Source organism: Bifidobacterium sp. ESL0682 (assembly GCF_029392815.1).
GTDB lineage: Bacteria > Actinomycetota > Actinomycetes > Actinomycetales > Bifidobacteriaceae > Bifidobacterium.
Genome location: NZ_CP113942.1, coordinates 981,434 through 1,003,412 on the forward strand (window position 1 = coordinate 981,434; position 21,979 = coordinate 1,003,412).

Below are 21,979 nucleotides of genomic sequence, written 5' to 3' on the forward strand. Positions count from 1 at the left end.
TGATAGAACGGAATGCACATGTTGACCATTCATGACATTGCGGTATGGGATACCGGCGAACACATCGACCTCGTCGTGCCGAAAGTCGATGACGAACGCTTGCTTACTGAGTCGGGCGCTATCATTTCTGGCGATATCGACGGTTCATCGTTAATAGTGGCGCCGGGTCTTGCCGATCCGCATGTGCATTTCCGTGATCCCGGTCAGTTGGACAAGGAAACCATGATCACCGGTTCACAAGCTGCTGCTGCCGGCGGCTATACGCGTGTGCTTATCATGCCTAACACGTTGCCAGCGGCCGATGGGCGCGACATCGATGTTCAGGATGTTGTAGATGGTGGCAAGGAGCTTAAGGAAGTCGGTGTCTACAACACGCTCGATTACCTGCAACGATACGAGCAGTTGCATGATGTGAAACTGCCGGTTCGTTACGACATTTCCGTCTGTGCTTCGCTGGGACGTGCAGGAAAACTGCCGACCCAACCGGCCGATTATGAGCGATTCATGGGTGCGGCTGTACGGTCATCGCGAAGCGATGGTACAGATGCGAAGACGAGCCAGGGCGTGGATAATCCTGTCGCGGAACATCCGCTGCGAGCGATCACTGACGATGGATCGGCCATTACTAATGAGATTCTTGACGCGGTGTTTGCCGACTCGAAAGCGACAGGACTACCGGTTTTGGAGCATTGTGAGCATCATGATTCCGGTGCCATCAACGACGGAGCAGTCAGCAGGAAACTGGGTATTGCAGGTATCCCCGCCGAAACCGAATTAGCGATAGTCAATCGCGATATCGAAGCGGTGCGCCGAACGGGTGTGCACATTCATTTCCAGCATGTCTCAACCGCCGGAGCGTTCGACGCGATTCGCAAGGCCAAGGCCGAAGGCTTGCCGATTACCTGTGAGACCGCGCCGCACTATCTTGCGCTGTGTGATGAAGACATTCTCAAATATGGAGCGATGGCCAAGATGAATCCGCCGCTTCGTAGTGAAGCGGACAGGCGTGCGACGCTCGCAGCGATTGCCGACGGAACCGTCGATATGATTGCCACCGACCACGCCCCGCATACGGCAGTCGAAAAAGCGTCCGGTTTGGCCGATGCCCCCAACGGCATCATTGGATTGGAATGCGCATACGCCGTCTGTCGCAAGGTTTTGGTCGAAGGTGGTGCCATCAGTGACGAACGCTTGATCGAGCTTATGGCTTTAGCTCCCGAACGCTTGATGGGTCACACGCCAACTGATGTGGCAATGCTGCTGAATACTTCGTCGAGATGCGCAACGAAACGGATATTGGACCTGAGTCACGTCGAGCACCCGGAAAATGTGGATCTGACGTTGATTGATACTCATAATAAGTGGACTGTTGACTCGTCCCAATTCCATTCCAAAGGACGCAACACCCCATTTGACGGCTGGCAACTGACCGGTAGACCGATGGCGACGATTATCGGTTCAAAGTTGGTATTCAGCCGATTACGGGATAGTTCAGAAAGCAAACAGGACGATTCGATAAGAGTTTAAAGGGAATCAGAACTGACATATAACTGAATATAACAGTTAAAACAACTGTAATAGTCATTAATATAACAGTACCAAGAGTGCGGAAAACGAGGTAAAACAATGGATCGGCTGATTGAGGCCATCGAAGCCAAAGATAATCCCAGCATCGTCGGGTTGGACCCGACACAGGCACTCGTGCCTCCACAGGCCTGCACCATGGAGATAGAATTCAACGAAAAGGACCTTGAATCGTTCATTGAGGGATTGGGAAGGAGCAGCAATTCCGACGACCAGAGAATTCTGGCTTCAATAAACAACGCCGATGGTACGGAAGCCAAAATGAAGGTCGCCAAGGAAGCTTTGACAAGTGATCCGGCCGCTCAGATTGTTATGGGCTTTTATGAGTTCAATCGCTCCATCATCGACGCTGTGAAGGACATCGTGCCGGCTGTCAAACCGCAGATTGCTATGTACGAGGCGTACGGTTCCATCGGTTTTGATATCTACCGGCTGACCTGCAAATATGTGCAGGAGCAAGGACTGTATGTACTTGGCGATATCAAACGGGGCGATATCGGTTCAACGGCTGCGGCGTACGCTAAACATCTCACCCGCATCAACTCGCGCGAAGATGACTACAATGGCCGCCCATGGTATGAGGATGCTGTTACGGTCAATCCCTACTTTGGTACTGATGGCATTACCCCGTTCGCCGACGCGGCCAAACAAAACGACAAAGACGTATTCGCACTGGTGCGCACTTCAAACCCATCTAGCAGGGAAATCCAGGAACTTGAACTTGCTGACGGCGACAAACTGTACGAACATGTGGCCGACCTTGTGGAAGGTTGGGGTGCCGATTCCATTGGTAAGTATGGTTATTCTCGCCTTGGCGCTGTTGTCGGAGCGACCCATCCTAGGCAAGGTAGAGAGTTGCGCGAACGTATGCCGCACACCTTCTTCCTCGTCCCCGGCTATGGTGCTCAAGGTGGTACGGCTGCCGACGCCGCGCAGATGTTCGACAAGAACGGTCGTGGCGCCATCGTCAACTCGTCGCGCGGTATCATCGGCTCTTGGAAGAAATCGGGGAGTATCGCGACGATATGAGCAAGGAAGAAGCACTCGACCTGGTCGGCCGAAGTGCTCGTGCCGCAGCCATTGCGATGCGCGATGATTTGAGAAAAGCCTTGCGTCACTGAAAATCGCAACGTCCAAACCTATCAATCAATAGAATTTCAGAAGGAGAGACATGAGCTCAACTGCCTTTATGCCTACCGTTAGCTCAGAAACCGTTGAACGGCAGGCTGCTGCAGCCGGGAGGAAGCCAGGCCGGCGCACCGATGAAGTGATTGCCGCTTCGAAGTTATCCGAGGGCATCTACGAGCTGGTTATTCGCGATCCGTATGTGGCTCGAACTACCCAGCCGGCACAGTTCGTGAACCTGTATCCGGCAGATGCAACGATGGCGTTGCCCCGCCCATTCGGTGTGGCCAAGGTCGAGGGTGATGATGTGACGCTGATTTACCAGATTGTTGGAGCTGGAACGGAAAAATTTTCACTGCTTCAGGCAGGCGATGTCATTGATGTCCTCGGCCCTTTGGGCAAGCCGTTCGATACCACGAAACCTGCGAATTATGTACTTGTAGGTGGCGGGCTTGGTGTGCCTCCGTTGCTCTATGCCGCGCAAAAGCTCAGCGAGTGCAACGACGGCAGTGAGGTAACTTCGGTTTTCGGCTATCGTGATGCTCGTTTTGCCGACAATCTGGTGGAATCTTTTTCAGACAAGACTCACAGCATTGTCAACGCCGAGGGCAACGTCGTCGATCTGCTGAACGATATCGAGGACGAACTGAGCAATGCAGCGCAACCGCCGGTGATTCTTTCCTGCGGTCCGACGCCCATGATGAAAGCCGTCGCGGCCTGGGCTAGCAAACGTAATATTCCTGCACAATTGAGCCTTGAAGCGCGTATGGGCTGCGGTTATGGGGCGTGTGTGGCTTGCGTGGTCGATACGCCGAGCGGAAGGCTCAAGGTCTGCAAGGACGGCCCGGTCTTCACCACTGAAGAACTGGGCTGGGAGGCATGAGCATCATGACGAATATGCGCAACGAAAGAACCTCTGTAATGAACGAACAATCAAAACGGGCACAAGAAATGAACGTACTCGAACCTCACGAATGGCGTCACAAAACCATCGTTGCGGGAGCGGAATGGAAAAATCCTGTCGGTACTGCTTCAGGAACCTTCCAACTTGACGCCTGTGGCGACTACTACGATGTCAGTCAGATGGGTGCCATCTCCACCAAAGGCGTCTCGCCGGTGCCATGGGAAGGCAACCCGGCGCCGCGCACCGCCGAATCCCCGTCCGGTATGGTCAACGCAGTCGGTCTGCAGAATCCGGGCGTTGACCACTATCTGGTCGATGAACTGCCGCGACTCAAGAAGTTGGATGCCACGGTCATCACCAACGTCGCCGGACACAGCGACGAAGACTATGCGCAAGTGGTCGAGAAACTTGCCGATTCGCCGGCCGATATGCTGGAAATCAATGTCAGCTGCCCGAACGTCAGCCATGGCGGCATGAGCGTCGGCACCGATCCCGTGGCGTTGAGCCGACTGATTAAGCACTTGCGGACGCTGACCGACAAACCAATGATTGTCAAGCTTTCCCCGAACGTCACCGATATCGTAGAAATTGCCCACGCGGCGGTCGATGCCGGTGCTGACGCGCTGAGCCTTATCAACACGCTGGTCGGCATGCGTATCGACATCAATACGGGCAAGCCAATCATCGCCAACCGCACCGGTGGCGTCTCCGGCCCGGCCATTTTCCCGATTGCCCTAAGCTTCGTCTGGCGCGTGCGCCAGGCCATCCCTGACATCCCGATTATCGGCATTGGTGGCATCGACTCGGGGAGAAGGCGCTGGAATATCTTTATGCCGGAGCCAATGCCGTTGAAGTCGGTGCCGCCGCGCTGGTCGATCCGACCGCCCCGATGCGCGTTGCCCGTGAGCTTGATGATTTACTTGATTCACGTCCTGATCTTGCGGCGAAATTGGCCAAAGGGCAGACTTGGTGAGTTGGGCAGGTGCTCAATGCGTGAATCGGATTGCAGCATCGATGTCTCATTGAGCGCATTCAAGCGAGGAGTGAACCCGACAGCATCACTTTAAATGCTTAACATCGCGTTTATTGCAGAGTGAAGTCGAAACAGGCAAAAACGCAATACATATTAAGAAAGATTGATTATGACAACGAATGGTACCAAGAACAGTTCAAAACAACCAGGAGAGTCATCTATGACCCCAATCGATCAGCGTTTCACCGAGTTCCTGCTTGAATCCGGAGCGTTAAAATTCGGTGATTTCACGTTGAAATCCGGTCGTCAGTCGCCTTACTTCATCAACGCGGGTGCATTCAACGACGGACGTAAGATTGCGACGTTGGGCGCGTTCTATGCAGAAAAGATTATTTCGGCTATCGCTGCGGGCAAGCTTCCAAAGGGCATCGCCACGATTTTCGGGCCTGCTTATAAAGGTATTCCGCTTGCGGTTTCCACTTCCATCGCGTTGACGAGTATGCATGGCATGGAGATTGGTTATACCTTTGACCGCAAGGAAAAGAAAGATCACGGCGATGGCGGCATACTCGTAGGAACCCCGCTTGAAGACGGCATGAAAGTCCTGTTGGTCGATGACGTAATGACCGCTGGTACAGCTGTCCGTGAGGTCGTCCCTAAGCTCAAGGCTGCTGCGAACGTCGATATTGTAGGATTGGTACTTTCGGTTGACCGCATGGAAAAGACCAAGGATTCCGACATTTCAGCAGTCAAATCAGTCGAGCGGGAATTCGGTTTCCCCGTACTCTCCATTGCCAACGTTCGTGAGATTTTCGCTGCAGCTTCTCGCATGGTCACTGTCGACGGCAAACCGCTGCTCAGTGATGATGTCAAAGCGCGCGCCGATGAGTATTTGAAACGATATGGCGCCTGATTTCGATGGGTTACGCCATCGTTAGACGTGATGGTTGACGTTAAATCTTGTGCATAAGGCCAAGTGCTAGGTCATCGCGGGTTACTGCAAAATCTCATCGACAACATCATCTACGCATTGAAGAAGAATTGGACGAGTTTCTTATAGGTGAGGCTGCCTTGATAAATCGCGAAGCATGAATATGCATGAGTTTTGCGATTTATCAGGCAGCCTCACGGGTGAACGTGACAGGAAACGTTATTCATCTGATCCTGGATCGAAAATATCCTCGATGGAACAGTCAAACAATTCGGCCAACCGAAACGCCAGCGGTAGGGAAGGGTCGAAACGGCCTTTTCTATGGAGATGATGGTCTGACGACTTACGCCGACGGCCTGTGCCAATGCTTCCTGTGAAAGATGGCGTTGCTCGCGAAGTTGCGGAAGGTCGTTCTTCATTCCGTATCCTTTTTGCGGAATACGAAGTAGGAGCAAGTGCCGGTAATGATTCCGACGATTTCAAGTATCAACAGCGCTCCTGCAGCCGTGGTTGCAGGAATAGGTTTATCGTAGAACGCTACCAGCATGACCAATATTACGTTGGCAAACAGTATTCCGATAAGGGCTGCGGCCATAGCTTTTGTACGCCAGGTGTCTTCCACGTTCTCTTCGGGATGAGGGATTGCGCCGGTAATAGTGCTTCTGTCTACGAGTGCTGCCCAGCAGAAACAAACGCTGCAGCCGCCTACCAATACGGCCATCAATATGACAAAAGTCCAATCGTTGAACTGGGTTGGTTTTCTCATGAGAAAAGCCACGACTCCTGTCAACAGGCCGAAGGCGATTCCCACAAGGAACGATATACTCCAAAGTGCGACTTTTCCTCCTCCGAAAACGGTGCGTGTTCCGAAAACACTAGTTTTCGGTAATGCCGCTGTAGAGGTAGTCGTCGTATCGCCTGTATTCGCTGATTCGACAGGCAAGTCATCTGTTTTCTGCTCTTGAGTACTCATAAAATCTCTTCCCTTGTTTTTCGTTCGTGCCGAAAATAGTTCATCATGCGTTTTTGAACGCTAAGTAGGCATATCTGCCGGCAGAAATAAGGAATCCAACTATCAGGCTTACGGCTACAGCGAGATAGGCTATCTTTACATCAATAGGGTTGGCCGCAAATTTAAGAACAAAAAGGACTACAAAATCGCTGATGATCATTGCGTCGAAGCCCCAGCTCTTTGCGCTTTCAAACCATGAATGTTCGATGTTCTCTTCGCTGGCGACTTCGGGACTGGCTCCTTTTATGGTACGTTTGTCGGCTAGGGCGTCCAAAACAAACATGCTAGCAAGGATTGCAATTCCGACGCCACTGATGATGCCCGCGACCAATCGGTCTTTGCCCAGGTTGGTGTTGAGCAGGAACACGGCTACACCAACAATCAGCCCAAGGACGCATCCGATGACCAAGGAAGTGCCCCAAAGTGCCGCCTTTCCTCCTCCGAAAACCGTGCGGTTTCCGAATTTGCTGGTCCGTAAGGTGTCTGTTTTTGTCATTTTTGCGTCGTTGCCGGCATTTTCCGTAGGTTTATTGTCGGTTTCATCGAATGAAGTGAGATTTTTGATATTCATCATGCCTCCCTTGTTTTTCCTTGACTGATTTGCTCATTACTTTAGTAAAGCAAACTTTACTATGTAAAAGAAACTGTACATCGTTAGTCAAGGACTGTCAATTTTGATGAAATATATTTCAAAATAAGTTGAAATAAAAATAGAAACGATATATTCTATCTATATATTTCAAATCAATTTGAAATATATGAGTCATTGAATTGACGAAAAGAGGGGATATGGGTGTACAGACTACGTTGTCAGCGCTGTCCGATCCCGCGCGACGCGAGATTCTCCAGCTCCTGCGGCAAAGGGTCATGAACGCTGGGGAACTCGCAGAAGCCACCGGATTGTCGGCTTCTAGACTTTCCTATCATCTGCGCAAGTTGCGGGAAGCCGAGCTGGTGACGGATAGCCGCGACGGCACGACCATCTGGTATGAGCCGAATCTGACCGTTCTCGACGACACCATTGTCTGGATGAAAGAGCTGCAACGCAGCAATGCCGTTTCTAAGGCTTCCCGATACAAAGCGAAGCCAATAGAAAAAGGGAAACGTTATCCAAGGTTCACAAGAAGTGGCGGCTGAGGCGGTGAGAAATGAGAAAGCACAGAGATAAGAAAATCAAAGCTCAAAAATCGAGTGAGGATAAATCCACGGATATCGAGCAACGTACCAGCTGGAAAGCAGTGATAGCCGGTGCGAAAAAGCAAAATATAGCGATGGTACTTCTCGGTTTGTTGCCACTGATAATCGTTCTGCTCGCTTTGCCGTATTTGCCAGATATCGTGCCGGCACATTACAACGCCAGTGGTGAGTTGGACCGTTGGAGCAGCAAATATGAAGAGCTCATTTTACCTCTGCTTATGTTGTTGATATGTGTATGTTGGTTGTTCGGTGAGATCCCTCTTGAGCGTTCAGCGCATAAAAAGTCGAATTCGGAAATGAATCCGCAAACGACGATACGAGTGTGGGCTATCGGCGGATGCTGCATGTTCGCGGTGTCTACCATTATGACTATCTGGGAGATTGCAGACTGCTTCAGTAGGGGAGGAACGGCGTCTAATATACCGTTGAATCCGATTGTGAACGTTGCTACTGGTTTCGTCTTCATCGTTATTGGAAATGTCTTGCCAAACACAAAGCCGAACAGATGGTCTGGTATGCGTATGCGTGGAGCCTTCAAAAGCCGGGAGTCCTGGCGGCGTTGCCAGCGTTTTGGCGGGCTGGAATTTATTATTGGCGGTGTTGCTCTGATACTTATCGGTATCGTCGCACATTCATCCCACTTCATTGAATTATTTGCTGTCCTTGCTGTCGGTTTGGTCATAGTAGCTGTATTTGCCGTCTACAGTTCCTACGCCGGCAAGAAATACGGAGACGTTGGCGGGACAATCAACAAGAAATAATAATGAAGCATAACTAGGTAAACCGGTCTTTCCAACCGGCCGTATCTTAGAAACGGCTATGAAATATCTCTAATGGAATTGCTCGGAAGTTGGTTACTCAATCAGCTTGTAGCCGTGGCTGGCGATGACGGACTTGAGTTTAGCGAGGTAGCTTTCGGCGGCGTTGGAGAGGTTGGCGCGTTCGTTGGTGATCCAGCCGACCAGCATGGTCTCGTCGGTGTCGAGCGGGACGGTGACGATTTTCTCGTTGTTGAGGTCGCCGTTGTCAATGCCGGTACAGATGGTGTAGCCGTTGAGCCCGATGATGAAGTTCAGAATCGTGGCGCGGTCGGTGACGGTGATGAGCTTGGGAGAGTCCTTCGGCCAGACGGCCTCTTCGGCGAAGTAGAAGCTTCCCTCCTCGCCTTGCTCGTATTGAATGAACGGATACGGCTTGAGGTCGTTCATCGTTACTTTCTCTTTAGATGCAAGCGGGTTGTCGCGTGAGATAAAGACGTGCAGCGGTGCACGGAACAACGGGTGGAACTCGAGGTGCTTGCCGCGCAGCAGTTTGCCGATGACGTCCTTGTTGAAATCGGAAAGGTAGAGGATGCCGATTTCGGAAAGCATGTTGGCGACCGAATCGATGATGTCGCGTGTGCGGGTCTCGCGGATGGTGAATTCGTATTCATCGGATTCGATGGAATTGATCATTTCCACAAACGCTTCAACGGCGAACATGTAGTGCTGCGTGGAGACGCTGCACAGCTGCTTGCGCGGCTTGGCGTGCTTGTAGCGTTCTTCCATCAACTCAGCTTGATCAAGCACTTGGCGTGCGTAAGTAAGGAATTCAGCACCGTCGACCGTCAACGCAATGCCTTGCGACGAGCGGGTGAAGATCTCGATACCCATCTCGTGCTCGAGTTCCTTGACCGACGAACTCAACGCTGGTTGGGAAACATACAGCTCGTGCGAGGCCTCGTTCATCGAGCCGCACTCCACGATTTTGACGATATATTTCAGCTGCAGCAGTGTCATATCTAAAGTTTATAGCAAAGCATGTATCGCGCAGATTAACTTATAACGGTTGCTGATGTCGTCGCCAATATGAGGATGACAATGCCTCAAAGTTGTGAGCATTGCGGACACAGTCAGATTGTTACGCCCAGACGCTTCAGTTCCTTGCGAGCATCTGAAGCATTCTGAAAGTGTATTCCCTGGATACCAACAGCTTTAGCGCCGTCCACATTGGCCTGCGTATCGTCAAAGAACACGGTCTGCGCAGCGTCAAGGCCGAAACGGTTCAAAGCAAGATTGAAAATATCGGCATTGGGCTTATGCATCTTTTCAATGCCGGACACGACGGTGCCTTGTAGCAGACGTTCGATTTGTGGGAACTTTTCGAAGGCGAAGTGGAATGTTTCGCCCGACCAGTTCGTCAGTCCCCACACGCTGTAGCCGGCTTGGCGCAGATCAGCCAGCAGATTTTCCATCCCGTCGATAATCTGGGGAAGGGCATCATCGTAATGGTCGATGTAGTAGCTGAACATCACGGCCAAGTCATCACCGTATTGCTCGCGGTAATCCTTGATGACATCGGCAAAATCCTCGCCTGCGTCCATGCGGGCCTCGGCTGCGAAGAATCCGTAGACATCATCTTCGTCAGCACATAAGGTATCAACAACCTTCTGTGGGAAATGACCTTGGAGACATGGCCGATAATTCAACTCAAGCAGCACACCGCAGAAGTCGAACATGACATCATGGATTCTGCCGTCGTGATTGGCGGCGCCATTGTTTCCTGACTGGTTCATCATTATCTCCTGCTCATTGTTCGTTCCGACTTCATCGATCGTTGTTGTGAAAATTGTTCATTGAGCATTCCCGAAGGGAAACCGTCGTTCAGGAATGCTCAATATCTAGTTCTGCAGTAATTCTTCAAATGTCTTCGGCAATGCATCAATGACGTCTGTAGCTACAATCGGATGCCCTGGTTTGCCGTTCGGCGTTATCGAACCATCTGCATCGAAGATCTCCGGCGGTTCCCAGCCGTGTTGGTCGGACTCAGAGGCCAGACTCGCGGCGTAACCGTGGATGTAGCTTGCGCTGGCAGCCGTCATGATATCAAGGCTCGGGTCGTGTTGCATCTGTTCCTCACCTTGCTGTGCGAGCATGCCGGCCATAATTCCTGCAAGCACATCGCCGGCTCCGGCGGTTGCCAGCCATGCCGGTCCGCTTCCGGAAATGAGCGTTGTGGTCATCTTGCGTGTTCCATCCGCATTTGTGGGTCCGGCTTCAACATCAGTCGGCATGCTGGCGACATTTGAATCGCCGACAACAATGGTCACGGCGCCTTTGAGCAGCACGGTCGCTCCGGTCAGTTCATGCGCACGCTTCGCCCAACGCCATGGTTCTGCCGTAACGGCTTTCGCATCCACGTTTTCGCCGCGAAGGCGCAGCAATGCCGCAAGCTCGGCGGCGTGTGGAGTGATGATGACATGCGCCGGCACATGTTCCGGCAGCAAATCGAGCGCACCTGCATCGACGCAAATCGGCGGCATGGTCCAGGGCTCACTGTTGTAGTCGATATTCTGATCGGCGTCACCCCAGACGGTTCCGGTATGTCCTGATGCGTATGTTGTCTCTTCTTTTTGCGAACCATTAACGAGAGTTTCGGTCTCGTTTGCAGCCGCAGAGGAATCCTCATCGGGCAATGCATAATGCTTGAGCAGTGCTGCAATAGCCTCGCGCTGGCCGTCGGAACCGTTTGCACTGTGTCTGCCGGAATTCTGGCCATCGTTCTCGCTCAATGCCTCTGCTGTAGGAACGCCGGAGCCGACGGCCCAAGCCTCAACACGTCCTTTGCCGATGACGATTTCGGGAGCATTTCTCAGCACCATGTCGGATGCGTTCATCGGCCCCATATAACGGACCATGCCGATATTGGAGCGTACGGCTGCGCCGGAGCTCAGCACAGCGGCGCCGGGATATTTGGCCGAACCGGTAATGAGACCGGCAACACCTCTGGAATACTTGGAATCGGATGGTTTCGGCAGCCGTATCATGCTGCCGGCGGTGTCGTCGATGGAGGAAACGACGGGGTAGGCGTAGGTAATGTCGAAGCCGAAATCAACCAGGACGATACGGCCGCAGGCAAAACTAGCAGGCGGCAACATCGCACATGGCTTCATCGCTCCGAACATCACCGTGACGTCAGCCGGAATATAGCTGCCGGGCAGCGTGCCATCATCCACTCCGACTCCTGAAGGCGTATCGATGGCGACCACCAGCGGCCTCTGCTTTTGTCCGTTGTTGGCGACAGAGCTCGGCATCTCCGCTTCTGTCCCATCGTCGTTGGTGGGATGGAGGATATTCGCCATGGTCGCGGCAGGTCCGCGCAAGGCTCCTTGCACGCCGATACCGGTCATTGCGTCAAGCACAATATCGGCCTGTTGCGTCAATTCGATGGCCGCCTGCAGACGTTCTCCCGCTTCTCCTGCGCTGAAACCGGCTGAGACGCCAGGAATGTTCGCTTCAGCATTGACAATCAGCAACCGCCCGCCACTACGAGTGAATGCGAGCAAACCTTGCAGATGCAACGACTTCCCGACGGCAATGGCGGTGACCTGTGCACCCGCCCGAGCCAACTGCGCGGCAGCATACAAGCCGTCTCCGCCGTTGTCTCCGGCACCGGCAAGCAGCACGACTCTCGCTTCAGCGATATCGATGTCATGCTCGTCAAGCAGTTCAGCCGTCACTCTTGCCGCAGCCGAGGCGGCCATGCGCATCAGCGGAACGCCCTGATCCAGCAGCGGACGTTCCATACCGCGTACGGTTTCGACACTGTAAGCTCGTCGTTGGAGCATTGACTTGCGCATCAGTTCCTTCATTGTTACCTCGTCCATCATGCGCCTTCCGCTTTACCTGATTCTGTATCAGAGGAGCGGCAAACAATAATGTCTACCGCTCCTTATCTGTTGATGTCTAATATCGTAGCTTACTTGTTACGTCTGCCGTTATTCTTCGGCTACCAAATCAAGGTAGTCATCGCTCCACAGATCCTCGTCTCCGTCCGGCATCAGCAGCACGCGCTCGGGATTGAGCGCCTTGACCGCGCCCTCGTCGTGGGTGACCAGAATGATGGCGCCCTCGTACTTGGCGATGGCCTTGAGAATCTCATCGCGCGAGACCGGGTCGAGGTTGTTGGTCGGTTCGTCGAGCAACAGCACGTTCGCGCGTGAAGTCACCAATGTCGCCAGTGCAAGCCTGGTCTGTTCGCCGCCGGAAAGTACTTTGGCTGGCTTGAATGCATCGTCACCGGAGAAGAGGAAACTGCCGAGGATGGAGCGGGCCTGGGTGTCGTCCAGATCGGGAGCGACGTGCTGTAGATTCTCAAGCACGGTCGCATCCATTTCCAACGTATCGTGTTCCTGTGCGAAATAGCCGATCTTGCAACCGTGGCCGTAAACGACCTCGCCGAGATCGGGCTTGTCCTCTCCGGCCAGAATGCGCAGTGTCGTGGTCTTGCCGGCGCCGTTGTAGCCCAGAATGACCACACGCGAGCCTTTGTCGATGGCCAGATTGATACCGTTAAACACGATGTTCGAGCCGAAGGCCTTGGAAATGTCCTTGGCCATGATTGGCGTCTTGCCGCAAGGCGCCGGCTCCGGGAAACGGATGTCGGCGACCTTCTCCTGACGCTCCGCCTCGCTGGTCTCTGAAAGCAGGCGTTCCGCGCGACGCATCATATTCTGTGCGGCGACGGCCTTGGTAGCCTTGGCATGCAAGCGAATGCCTTGCTTCATCAGACGTGAGGCCTTCTTCTCGGCCACCTCGCGCTCGCGGCGACGACGCTCCTCGTCCACTGCACGCTGTTTCAGATAGGCTTTCCATCCCAACGAATACATATCGATCTGTGCGGTCTGCGCGTCCAGATGCCAGATCTTGTTGACCACTTCATCCAGCAGTTCGGTGGAGTGGGAGATGACGAGGAATCCGCCTTCAAAACGCTTCAGGTAACCACGCAGCCACTCAATGGAGTCGGCATCCAAATGGTTGGTGGGCTCATCAAGAATGAGCGTATCAGCGTCGGAGAAAAGAATGCGGGCCAATTCGATGCGTCGCTTCTGTCCGCCGGAGAGCGTGCCGATTGGCTGCTGCATCACGTCATTGGGAAGACCAAGGCTCGCCGCCATGGAAATCGCCTCGGACTGCGCCGCATAACCGCCGGCCTTGTCGAAAGCCTGCATGGCCTTGTCGTATTTATCCATGGCCTTTTCCATGATTTTCGGATTTTCGTTGGTCATTTCCTTTTCGGCCTTGCGAATACGCTTGATGATACTGGCGATGTCGCGAGCGCTCATCATGCGATCGAGTGCGGTCTGCTCGGGGTCGTCGGCATGGGTGTCCTGCGGCAGATAGCCGAGCTCGCCGGAGATGCGCACCTTGCCGGCCGTGGGGAGCAGATCACCGGTGATGACGCGGGTGAGGGTGGTCTTGCCGGCGCCATTTCGACCGACCAAGCCGATCTTGTCGCCCTTGCTTACATGAAAATCAGTGGGATTGAGCAGCGTCCGTGCCCCGATCTGAATTTCCAGCCCTTGCGCCTCGATTGCCATACCTTGTTACCTGTCCTGTTGTGTGATCACGAAATTTCGGCAAATATACCAACATGCCATCATAGCGATACCGCTCCATTTCGATTTTCGCTACCATTATCGAACAATTGTTCGAACCGTCCACTATGATGGGTTATCCTACAGTGGAGCATTCGGCATCAAGCGGAGGTAAGCATTGGCAACAGCATCGACGGCGCACAAATCCAAGGAAACCGAGGAACCATCGGCAAGTGTTGTGGCGCAGAAGTTGATGGACAGCGATTCGTTCCTGTCCCAGGAAATCGCGAAGGCGCCGCTGCGCAAGACCGGCAATTCGCTGGTGGCGGACATCTCCCACATTCCCAGCGATTTGAAGATTACGATTCAGGGCGCTCGCGAACATAATCTGAAGAACGTCGACCTCGCCGTCCCGCGTAACCGCATGGTGGTGTTCACCGGACTTTCCGGTTCCGGCAAATCCTCGTTGGCGTTCGATACATTGTTCGCCGAAGGGCAGAGGCGTTATGTTGAATCGCTGAGCGCCTACGCCCGTCAGTTCCTGGGGCAGATGGACAAGCCCGATGTCGATTTCATCGAAGGTCTGAGTCCTGCCGTTTCCATCGATCAGAAGACCACCAACCGCAACCCGCGTTCCACGGTCGGCACAATCACCGAAATCTATGATTACCTGCGTCTGCTGTTCTCGCGTACAGGTATTCCGCATTGCCCGGTCTGCGGTGAGGTCGTCAGTGCCCAGACGCCGCAGCAGATGGTCGATACGCTGATGAAGAAGCCGGACAAGACCCGCTTCCAGATTCTGGCACCGGTCGTCCGCGGTCGCAAAGGCGAATTCGAGGACCTGCTCGAGCTGCTGCGCGGCGATGGCTATTCGCGTGCGCTGATTGACGGCGAAATGCGTCAGCTTTCCGATGACATCAAACTGACCAAGCAGAAAAAGCACACCATTGAAGTTGTGGTCGACCGTCTGGTCATCAAGGACGGTATTCGCCAGCGTCTTACCGATTCCATCGAAACCGCACTGAAACTTGCCAAAGGCATCGTCGTCATCGATTACGTTGATCTGGACGAGAAGGATCCGAATCGCCGCGAGCCTTTCAGCGAGAAGCGTTCATGCCCGAACGGCCATCAGCTCGAACTCGACGAGATTGAGCCCCGTACCTTCTCCTTCAACGCCCCTTACGGTGCCTGCCCTGACTGTGACGGCATCGGCTATAAGCTGGAGATCGACCCGGAACTGGTCATTCCCGACCCGAGCAAATCGCTGAACGAGAATGCGATCGAACCTTGGGGCATGACCAAGGGAACCGGTGATTACTATCGTCACGTTCTCGAAGGCCTGGGCGAGGAGATGGGCTTTAGCCTCGACACCCCTTGGAAGGACCTGCCCAAAAAGTCCAGCAGGCCGTTATGTATGGCCATGACTTCAAGGTAAACGTCTCGTACCGCAATCGTTGGGGCCGGCTTCGCGAATATAGCACTGGTTTCGAAGGCGTGGTGCGCACGCTCATGCGTCGCCATGATGAGACCGACTCCGACCAGATGAAGCTCTATTACGAGTCCTACATGCGTGAGGTGCCCTGCCAGACCTGCCAAGGCAAGCGTCTGCGTCCCGAAGTGCTGGCGGTCACCGTCGACGGCAAGTCCATCGCCGACGTCTGCGACATGCCGGTCGAACGCAGCCTCAAATGGGTGCGCTCGCTGAAGCTCGAAGGGTCTGCGGCGCTTATCGCAGGTGAGGTCCTGAAGGAAATCCGTTCACGTCTCGGATTCATGAACGATGTCGGGCTGAATTATTTGACGCTGTCCCGTGCCGCCAAAACGCTTTCCGGTGGTGAAGCTCAGCGCATCCGCCTGGCCACCCAAATCGGCAGCGGTCTGGTCGGAGTCATGTATGTGCTCGATGAGCCTTCCATTGGTTTGCACCAGCGCGACAACGAACGTCTTATCAAGACCTTGCATCATCTCCGTGATCTCGGCAACACGCTGATTGTGGTCGAGCATGATCAGGAAACCATCGAAAAGGCCGACTGGCTGGTCGATATTGGCCCAGGTGCCGGTGAAAAAGGCGGCGAGGTCGTGTATTCAGGGCCTGCTGCGCATGTGGTAGATGCTCCTCGTTCCATTACCGGTGATTACATTGCTGGGCGAAAAATGATTGAGGTGCCGAAGAAACGGCGTAAAACCGACAAGAATCGTCAACTCAAGGTTGTTGGAGCTCGTGAAAACAACCTTAAGAACATCAATGTTTCCATTCCTCTTGGCGTGATGACCTGCATTACCGGTGTTTCCGGTTCCGGCAAGTCGACGTTGATCAATTCGATTCTCTACCCGTCGTTGGCCGATAAACTCAATGGCGCACGCATCGTTCCGGGCAAGCACACCCGAGTTGAAGGGATTGACCAGTGCGATAAGGTCATCCACGTCGACCAGAACCCGATTGGCCGCACTCCGCGAAGCAACCCTGCCACCTATACCGGTGTGTGGGACAAGATTCGTCAGCTCTTTGCCAAGACACCTGAGGCACAGGTCCGCGGCTATGGTCCTGGACGCTTCTCGTTTAATGTCAAAGGCGGTCGTTGCGAGGCCTGCCATGGCGACGGCACCATCAAGATTGAGATGAACTTCCTGCCTGACGTCTACGTGGAATGCGAGGAATGCCACGGCAAGCGCTACAACCGTGAGACGCTCGAAGTGAAGTACAACGGCAAGTCGGTCGCCGACGTGCTTAATATGCCTATTTCCGAAGCCGCTGATTTCTTTAAGGCGTACACCGGAATCTCTCGCTATCTCGACACGTTGGTCGATGTTGGCCTTGGCTATATTCGTCTTGGACAACCGGCGACCACGCTTTCCGGCGGTGAATCACAGCGAGTAAAGCTCGCCACCGAATTGCAGCGTCGTTCCACAGGCCGCACGGTCTACATTCTCGACGAACCGACAACAGGCCTGCATTTCGAAGATGTCCGCAAGCTGTTGCAGGTTCTGCAGGGCCTGGTCGACAAGGGCAACACGGTCATCGTCATCGAGCACAACCTTGATGTGGTCAAGTCCGCGGACTGGATCATTGATCTTGGCCCTGAAGGCGGCGACGGCGGTGGCACCATCGTCACGCAGGGCACGCCGGAACATGTGGCCAAGTGCGAAAAGAGCTGGACGGGCAAATATCTCGGTCCTATGCTCAAGTGAGCTCGTTCGATAGTTGTGAAAGGTAGGCAATGGCGGTAACGGCAGGAAAGCAGGGCAATGGTGATAGTACTGGCTGGCGCAAGGCAACGCGCAAGCTGGGGGACACCCGCGATCTGTTTCGTCCTGCCACCAGCGATATCCCCACCGATCCGGGTGTCTATAAATGGCGTGACGGTGACGGCAGAGTCATCTATGTTGGCAAAGCCAAGAACCTGCGCAACCGCCTCACCTTCTATTTCCAACCGCTGAGTGAGCTGCATCCACGTACGCAGAACATGGTGCTGACCGCGCGTAGTCTTGAATGGACGGTGGTCGGCACCGAGCTTGAAGCGCTTACGCTCGAATACACATGGATCAAGGAATTCGATCCGCGCTTCAACGTCGTATTCCGAGACGATAAGACTTACCCATATCTGGCGGTTTCATTGGGTGAAAAGTATCCTCGCGTTTGGGTGACACGCAACCGCAAGCGTCGGGATACGCGCTACTTCGGGCCCTACGCAAAGGCTTGGGATTTGCGTCACAGCCTCGACAAACTGCTCAAGGCATTCCCAGTGCGGACTTGCTCGAAAAATGTGTTTAACCGTGCAAAAATGACCGACCGCCCGTGTCTGCTGGCTTCCATCGGGAAATGTTCGGCTCCTTGCGTCGGTCGGATCAGTGAGGAAGACCATCGTCGGATGTGCGAACGGTTGGTCGGTGTGCTCACAGGGCGTTACGGCACTTCGTTCATTGCGGGACTGACCAAGGAAATGAAGCAGGCCAGTGACGACATGGAATTTGAAAAGGCCGCGCGTCTACGCGATCAGATTTCCATGCTGAAAACCGTTTCCGAGCAAAACGCGGTCGTTTTCGATCAGGATGTCGACGCCGATGTATTCGGCATGGAATCCGATGAGCTCGAGGCTTCGGTTCATGCCTTCTTCGTCCGTTCCGGTTCCATCCGCGGTGAACGAAACTGGAGCGTCAAACGTGTAGAGGATATCGACGATTCGGACCTGATAGCCGATCTCATTACCCAGGTCTATTCCGATTTGATGGGGGAGACCGACAGTCAGGCCAGCACGCCCTTGAATTTGCCCAGTAACGGCGAAGAGTTGTTGGAGCAGAACGGTGATGTTTCTGCGGATTCCGACAACTCCACTGATTTCTTTGGCACGCATGATTCTGACAAAGTTTCGGCATCGACTAATAGCGCCATTGACATCGTTGAACGCCGTGATGCATTAGGAGCAACCCAAAGCATCACCGCCACTGATAGTCTTTCGCGCGCGCAGGCGACGCATACCCGCCGTGAACGCCAAATGCAGACTGGTCGTAGCGATTTGCTGGCGCCTATTTCGCCGGTCCCAAGGGAAGTATTGGTTCCGATTGAACCGGCTCGTCGTGAAGAGTTGGAGGAATGGCTCAGTGGTCTGCGCGGCGCGGCCGTCACCATTCGCGTGCCGAGCCGTGGCGAGAAAAAGACGTTGATGGACCGGGCCAACAGCAACGCGAAACAGGCGTTGCAGCGCAGCAAGATGAGCCGTATCAGCGACATCGGTGCTCGTACCCAGGCGATGAACGACGTGGCCAAGGCGTTGGGCTTGAGCGAATCTCCGTTGCGCATCGAAGGATACGATATCTCCAATACCATCGGTGGCATCTACCAGGTCGCCTCAATGGTGGTTTTCGAAGATGCCATCGCCAAGAAGTCCGAATACCGACGTTTTGCCATTCGCGGCGATGACGGTAAAGGCGCGCTTGATGATTTGAGCGCTATGTATGAGACACTCACGCGTAGGTTCCGTCACGGCAACATCGCCGGTGATACCGGTGAAAGCATCGACAATGAGAAACGCATCGAGCAGGCAGAGGGAACGTCCCACAACCAATCGGTGCAGGTCGGACATGAAATTCACACCGATGCCCATGAGCTTGATTCCGATACTGTTGCCGAAATGCCAATCCAACAGTTTTCTCCGAATCAATCGCAGAAAACTGAAGAAAACGACCATAGCGTTAATCATGATTCGACCAATCGTGGTGTAGATTCAGAAACCGAAGGCCTGACCAGTGCTGATGCTGTCGTACAGCAGGACACACATCCACGTCATTTCGCTTACAAGCCGAACTTGATTGTGGTCGACGGCGGCAAGCCCCAAGTCGAAATCGCCGCCAAAGCCTTGAAAGATTGTGGCGTCGATGATGTGGCAGTCTGCGGCTTGGCCAAGAGACTCGAAGAGGTCTGGATACCGGGCGAGGATTATCCGCTTATTCTCAAGCGTCAATCAGAAGGCATGTATCTGTTGCAACGTGTCCGCGACGAATCCCATCGCTTCGCCATCACCTATCATCGGAAGTCCCGTCGCAAAGGCGCCCTCCGCTCCGCTCTCGACGACATCCCTGGCATCGGCGAAAGCTACCAGAAGAAACTATTGCGTGCGTTCGGCTCGGTGAAGGGCATACGCAACGCGAGCATCGAGGAACTTGAAGGGGTCAATGGCATCGGCAAAGCCAAGGCTCAAGCCATCTATACCGCCCTTCATCGAGACGAAAAACAGGACATTCCAACATCTGGTTCTGTGGGTGCTTAAGCAACTATTAACGTAATTTCGATAGTATAGAACCTGGGAAAAGGAGTGGCAGAGAATGTCTGAGGTCATACATCATCATTGTGCGGTGTTGGGTAAGCCGATAGAGCACTCTCTTTCTCCTGTGTTGCATAATACTGCCTACCACGCGTTGGGGTTGGATGATTGGCTCTACACCAAAGTCGAGGTCGGCGAAGCCGATTTGGACGCTTTTCTAAGAGCGCTGGACCCTTCCTGGGCAGGGCTGAGTCTCACCATGCCATTGAAACGAACCATTCAGCCGTATGGTGTTCCAAACGATCGGTGGTCACGGATGCTTCACGTGGCTAATACAGCGATTTTTTCATGGAGAGATTCATCGCAGAAGCCTGATATCAAGCTCTACAATACCGATGTCGAAGGCATTGAGCGAGCATTCACCCATAGCTGGGAGACCGGTGGCACCGTGACAAATTCAACATCATCCGGTGATAGCAATCAGTCGGGAAAATCTTCCAAAGGCGCTAGAGCTGTCATTCTGGGCAACGGCAATACCGCGCTTTCTTCGTTGGCCGCCTGTACGGAACTTCACGTTCCAGGAATCGGTTCGATTGGCCAAGTCACCGTCTGCGCAAGACACAAACACGAAAACGACCCGATGGGACAATTGGCGCAATCAGCATACGGTCAGAAGATCGATTATGTCCAGGTTCCGCTGATAGAGGCTCCAGAGATGCTTCATCAGGCCGATATCGTCATCAATACCATTCCTGCTCATGGAGCTGATGAAACGGCACAACGATTGCAGGATAGTTTGATGAAGCATCAGCACAATCTGTCCGGTCGCACATTGTTGGATGTGGTCTACGATCCGCGCCCGACGAAGCTTATGCAAGTGTGGCGGAATGCCGGAGGAACGGCCATTGGTGGTGAGGAGATGCTGCTCTATCAGGCCATAGCTCAGGTCAAGCTGATGACGGCAGGGGCGAATATTATAAGAACGGCAGATTTTGAAGAGGCGATGAGAAGCGCCTTACAGGAGGCACTGTGAGTTCGGATATACAAGGGTCGGAGGATACCGGCAATCAGGTCGAGAAAACCGATATTAATGAAGGAATCGGCCAATCATCCGCACCTTCTGCCGATGAGCCGAAACCTGCCAAGGAATTCGAAGTCATGCTGATCACCGGTATGAGCGGAGCCGGACGTTCGCATGCAGCGGATTGTGTCGAAGACATGGGTTGGTATGTCGTTGACAACCTGCCTCCCAAACTTTTGATTCCACTTGTCGACATGATGACCTCTTCCGGCTCGAAAGTCCATAAGCTTGCAGCCGTCATTGACGTGCGTTCACGAAGTTATTTTGACGATCTTTCAGCAGTGCTGAGCCATTTGGACGATCTTGGTGTACGCACGCATGTTCTTTTCCTTGACGCCAGCGATAAGGTTCTTGTGCAACGCTATGAGTCCGTGCGTCGTCCTCATCCGCTCCAGCACGGCAATCGTCTCATCGACGGGATACGTGAAGAACGCGAACTGCTTGGGAATTTAAAAGAGCATGCAGACACAGTCATCGACACCTCGAATCTGAGCATTCACCAGCTTTCGACGAAGCTCTATGAGTCTCTTATCGGCAGTGGTGCGACAACTGTTTCCGTTCACATCTTCAGTTTCGGTTTCAAATACGGCATTCCACTCGACGCAGATTTCGTCGCTGATGTACGTTTCCTGCCGAACCCCTATTGGGTGCCGAGTCTGCGGGAGCTTACCGGACAGGACAAACCGGTAAGTGATTATGTCCTTTCCAACGAGAGTGCCAAGGAATTCCTAGATGCCTACGAGAAGGCCATCCTGGTTGCCATCTCCGGTTACGCTCAGGAAGATAAGCATTATGTCACTATTGCCGTTGGCTGTACGGGCGGTCAGCATCGTTCCGTTGCCATCAGCAATGAGCTGGCACAACGGCTTCGTGCACATGGGCTTTCGGTGACGGTTTCGGCCCGGGAGCTGCATCGTCATGAGAGATAATGAAGCAAGAGGCCTTGAAATCAGCCGTGTGAGCGGCGTCGTTACGTGATTATCCAAGCATGGACGTAAAAATAGGCACGGGGAAGTAAAACGCTGGATTCTTGTCCAAGTCATTCGCTATCACAGATA

Annotated in this window: 15 protein-coding genes and 3 pseudogenes; 11 read left to right on the forward strand and 7 right to left on the reverse strand. The window is 53.6% G+C overall.

Annotated elements, in window-relative coordinates; translation table 11 throughout:
- The first annotated feature begins 18 nt into the window (after positions 1-18).
- The 5 genes and pseudogenes from OZX57_RS04140 (at position 19) to pyrE (ending at position 5,499) form a co-directional block, all read left to right on the forward strand.
- Positions 19-1,527 (forward strand): dihydroorotase, encoded by a 1,509-nt coding sequence (locus OZX57_RS04140; protein ID WP_277162828.1) that lies wholly within the window; start codon positions 19-21, stop codon positions 1,525-1,527.
- Positions 1,528-1,626: 99 nt separating this feature from the next.
- On the forward strand, positions 1,627-2,613 hold the full coding sequence (pyrF, locus tag OZX57_RS04145) for an orotidine-5'-phosphate decarboxylase (RefSeq protein WP_348637178.1): 987 nt from the start codon (positions 1,627-1,629) through the stop codon (positions 2,611-2,613).
- A gap of 160 nt (positions 2,614-2,773) precedes the next feature.
- A complete protein-coding gene (locus tag OZX57_RS04150; RefSeq protein WP_277162933.1) occupies positions 2,774-3,592 on the forward strand; it encodes a dihydroorotate dehydrogenase electron transfer subunit in 819 nt (272 codons plus the stop codon).
- Between the two features lie 38 nt (positions 3,593-3,630).
- A pseudogene (locus tag OZX57_RS04155) lies at positions 3,631-4,586 on the forward strand (dihydroorotate dehydrogenase).
- A gap of 220 nt (positions 4,587-4,806) precedes the next feature.
- On the forward strand, positions 4,807-5,499 hold the full coding sequence (gene pyrE, locus OZX57_RS04160) for an orotate phosphoribosyltransferase (protein ID WP_277162829.1): 693 nt from the start codon (positions 4,807-4,809) through the stop codon (positions 5,497-5,499).
- A gap of 237 nt (positions 5,500-5,736) precedes the next feature.
- Here the strand turns inward: pyrE and OZX57_RS04165 are convergent.
- The 3 genes and pseudogenes from OZX57_RS04165 to OZX57_RS04175 form a co-directional block, all read right to left on the reverse strand.
- Positions 5,737-5,936, reverse strand: a pseudogene (locus OZX57_RS04165) (helix-turn-helix transcriptional regulator).
- Positions 5,933-6,490, reverse strand: coding sequence for a hypothetical protein (locus OZX57_RS04170; protein WP_277162831.1), 558 nt, complete (start codon positions 6,488-6,490; stop codon positions 5,933-5,935). Before OZX57_RS04170 ends, OZX57_RS04165 begins: the two are co-directional and overlap by 4 nt.
- Positions 6,491-6,533: 43 nt before the next feature.
- Complete coding sequence (locus OZX57_RS04175) at positions 6,534-7,103, reverse strand: hypothetical protein (protein ID WP_277162832.1); 570 nt, start codon at positions 7,101-7,103, stop codon at positions 6,534-6,536.
- A 215-nt stretch (positions 7,104-7,318) separates the two neighbouring features.
- On the opposite strand from OZX57_RS04175, the gene OZX57_RS04180 reads away from it, so the two are divergent.
- Positions 7,319-7,666, forward strand: a complete 348-nt coding sequence (locus tag OZX57_RS04180) for a metalloregulator ArsR/SmtB family transcription factor (RefSeq protein WP_277162833.1) — start codon at positions 7,319-7,321, stop codon at positions 7,664-7,666.
- Between the two features lie 11 nt (positions 7,667-7,677).
- Positions 7,678-8,487 carry a DUF1648 domain-containing protein gene (locus tag OZX57_RS04185; RefSeq protein ID WP_277162834.1) on the forward strand — a complete coding sequence of 270 codons (810 nt, stop codon included), beginning with the start codon at positions 7,678-7,680 and terminating at the stop codon, positions 8,485-8,487.
- Positions 8,488-8,580: 93 nt separating this feature from the next.
- Here the strand turns inward: OZX57_RS04185 and OZX57_RS04190 are convergent, their stop codons facing one another.
- From OZX57_RS04190 to OZX57_RS04205, 4 genes are all read right to left on the reverse strand, one after another.
- Entirely contained in the window at positions 8,581-9,504 is a 924-nt protein-coding gene (locus OZX57_RS04190; RefSeq protein WP_277162835.1) for a LysR family transcriptional regulator, read from the reverse strand.
- Positions 9,505-9,617: 113 nt separating this feature from the next.
- The gene (locus OZX57_RS04195) at positions 9,618-10,280 is read right to left on the reverse strand and encodes an HAD family phosphatase (RefSeq protein ID WP_277162934.1); all 663 of its coding nucleotides are present in this window, start codon (positions 10,278-10,280) and stop codon (positions 9,618-9,620) included.
- Between the two features lie 105 nt (positions 10,281-10,385).
- A complete protein-coding gene (locus OZX57_RS04200; protein ID WP_277162836.1) occupies positions 10,386-12,374 on the reverse strand; it encodes a bifunctional ADP-dependent NAD(P)H-hydrate dehydratase/NAD(P)H-hydrate epimerase in 1,989 nt (662 codons plus the stop codon).
- 108 nt (positions 12,375-12,482) lie between these two features.
- On the reverse strand, positions 12,483-14,084 hold the full coding sequence (locus OZX57_RS04205) for an ABC-F family ATP-binding cassette domain-containing protein (protein ID WP_277162837.1): 1,602 nt from the start codon (positions 14,082-14,084) through the stop codon (positions 12,483-12,485).
- 763 nt (positions 14,085-14,847) lie between these two features.
- Here OZX57_RS04205 and uvrA point away from each other — a divergent pair.
- The 4 genes and pseudogenes from uvrA (at position 14,848) to rapZ (ending at position 21,850) form a co-directional block, all read left to right on the forward strand.
- Positions 14,848-17,270, forward strand: a pseudogene (uvrA, locus tag OZX57_RS04210) (excinuclease ABC subunit UvrA).
- Between the two features lie 29 nt (positions 17,271-17,299).
- A complete protein-coding gene (gene uvrC, locus OZX57_RS04215) occupies positions 17,300-19,846 on the forward strand; it encodes an excinuclease ABC subunit UvrC (RefSeq protein WP_277162838.1) in 2,547 nt (848 codons plus the stop codon).
- 55 nt (positions 19,847-19,901) lie between these two features.
- Positions 19,902-20,873 carry a shikimate dehydrogenase gene (locus tag OZX57_RS04220; protein WP_277162839.1) on the forward strand — a complete coding sequence of 324 codons (972 nt, stop codon included), beginning with the start codon at positions 19,902-19,904 and terminating at the stop codon, positions 20,871-20,873.
- Positions 20,874-20,938: 65 nt separating this feature from the next.
- Positions 20,939-21,850 (forward strand): RNase adapter RapZ, encoded by a 912-nt coding sequence (gene rapZ / locus OZX57_RS04225; protein WP_277162935.1) that lies wholly within the window; start codon positions 20,939-20,941, stop codon positions 21,848-21,850.
- Positions 21,851-21,979: the final 129 nt, after the last annotated feature.

Coding starts and splice junctions, on each gene's coding strand:
- OZX57_RS04150 (WP_277162933.1), top strand. CDS start 2,774: ATGCCTACCGTTAGCTCAGAAACCGTTGAACGGCAGGCTGCTGCAGCC.
- pyrF (WP_348637178.1), top strand. CDS start 1,627: ATGGATCGGCTGATTGAGGCCATCGAAGCCAAAGATAATCCCAGCATC.
- OZX57_RS04190 (WP_277162835.1), bottom strand. CDS start 9,504: ATGACACTGCTGCAGCTGAAATATATCGTCAAAATCGTGGAGTGCGGC.
- OZX57_RS04140 (WP_277162828.1), top strand. CDS start 19: ATGTTGACCATTCATGACATTGCGGTATGGGATACCGGCGAACACATC.
- pyrE (WP_277162829.1), top strand. CDS start 4,807: ATGACCCCAATCGATCAGCGTTTCACCGAGTTCCTGCTTGAATCCGGA.
- OZX57_RS04200 (WP_277162836.1), bottom strand. CDS start 12,374: ATGATGGACGAGGTAACAATGAAGGAACTGATGCGCAAGTCAATGCTC.
- OZX57_RS04195 (WP_277162934.1), bottom strand. CDS start 10,280: ATGAACCAGTCAGGAAACAATGGCGCCGCCAATCACGACGGCAGAATC.
- OZX57_RS04185 (WP_277162834.1), top strand. CDS start 7,678: ATGAGAAAGCACAGAGATAAGAAAATCAAAGCTCAAAAATCGAGTGAG.
- OZX57_RS04180 (WP_277162833.1), top strand. CDS start 7,319: ATGGGTGTACAGACTACGTTGTCAGCGCTGTCCGATCCCGCGCGACGC.
- uvrC (WP_277162838.1), top strand. CDS start 17,300: ATGGCGGTAACGGCAGGAAAGCAGGGCAATGGTGATAGTACTGGCTGG.
- OZX57_RS04175 (WP_277162832.1), bottom strand. CDS start 7,103: ATGATGAATATCAAAAATCTCACTTCATTCGATGAAACCGACAATAAA.
- OZX57_RS04220 (WP_277162839.1), top strand. CDS start 19,902: ATGTCTGAGGTCATACATCATCATTGTGCGGTGTTGGGTAAGCCGATA.
- OZX57_RS04205 (WP_277162837.1), bottom strand. CDS start 14,084: ATGGCAATCGAGGCGCAAGGGCTGGAAATTCAGATCGGGGCACGGACG.
- OZX57_RS04170 (WP_277162831.1), bottom strand. CDS start 6,490: ATGAGTACTCAAGAGCAGAAAACAGATGACTTGCCTGTCGAATCAGCG.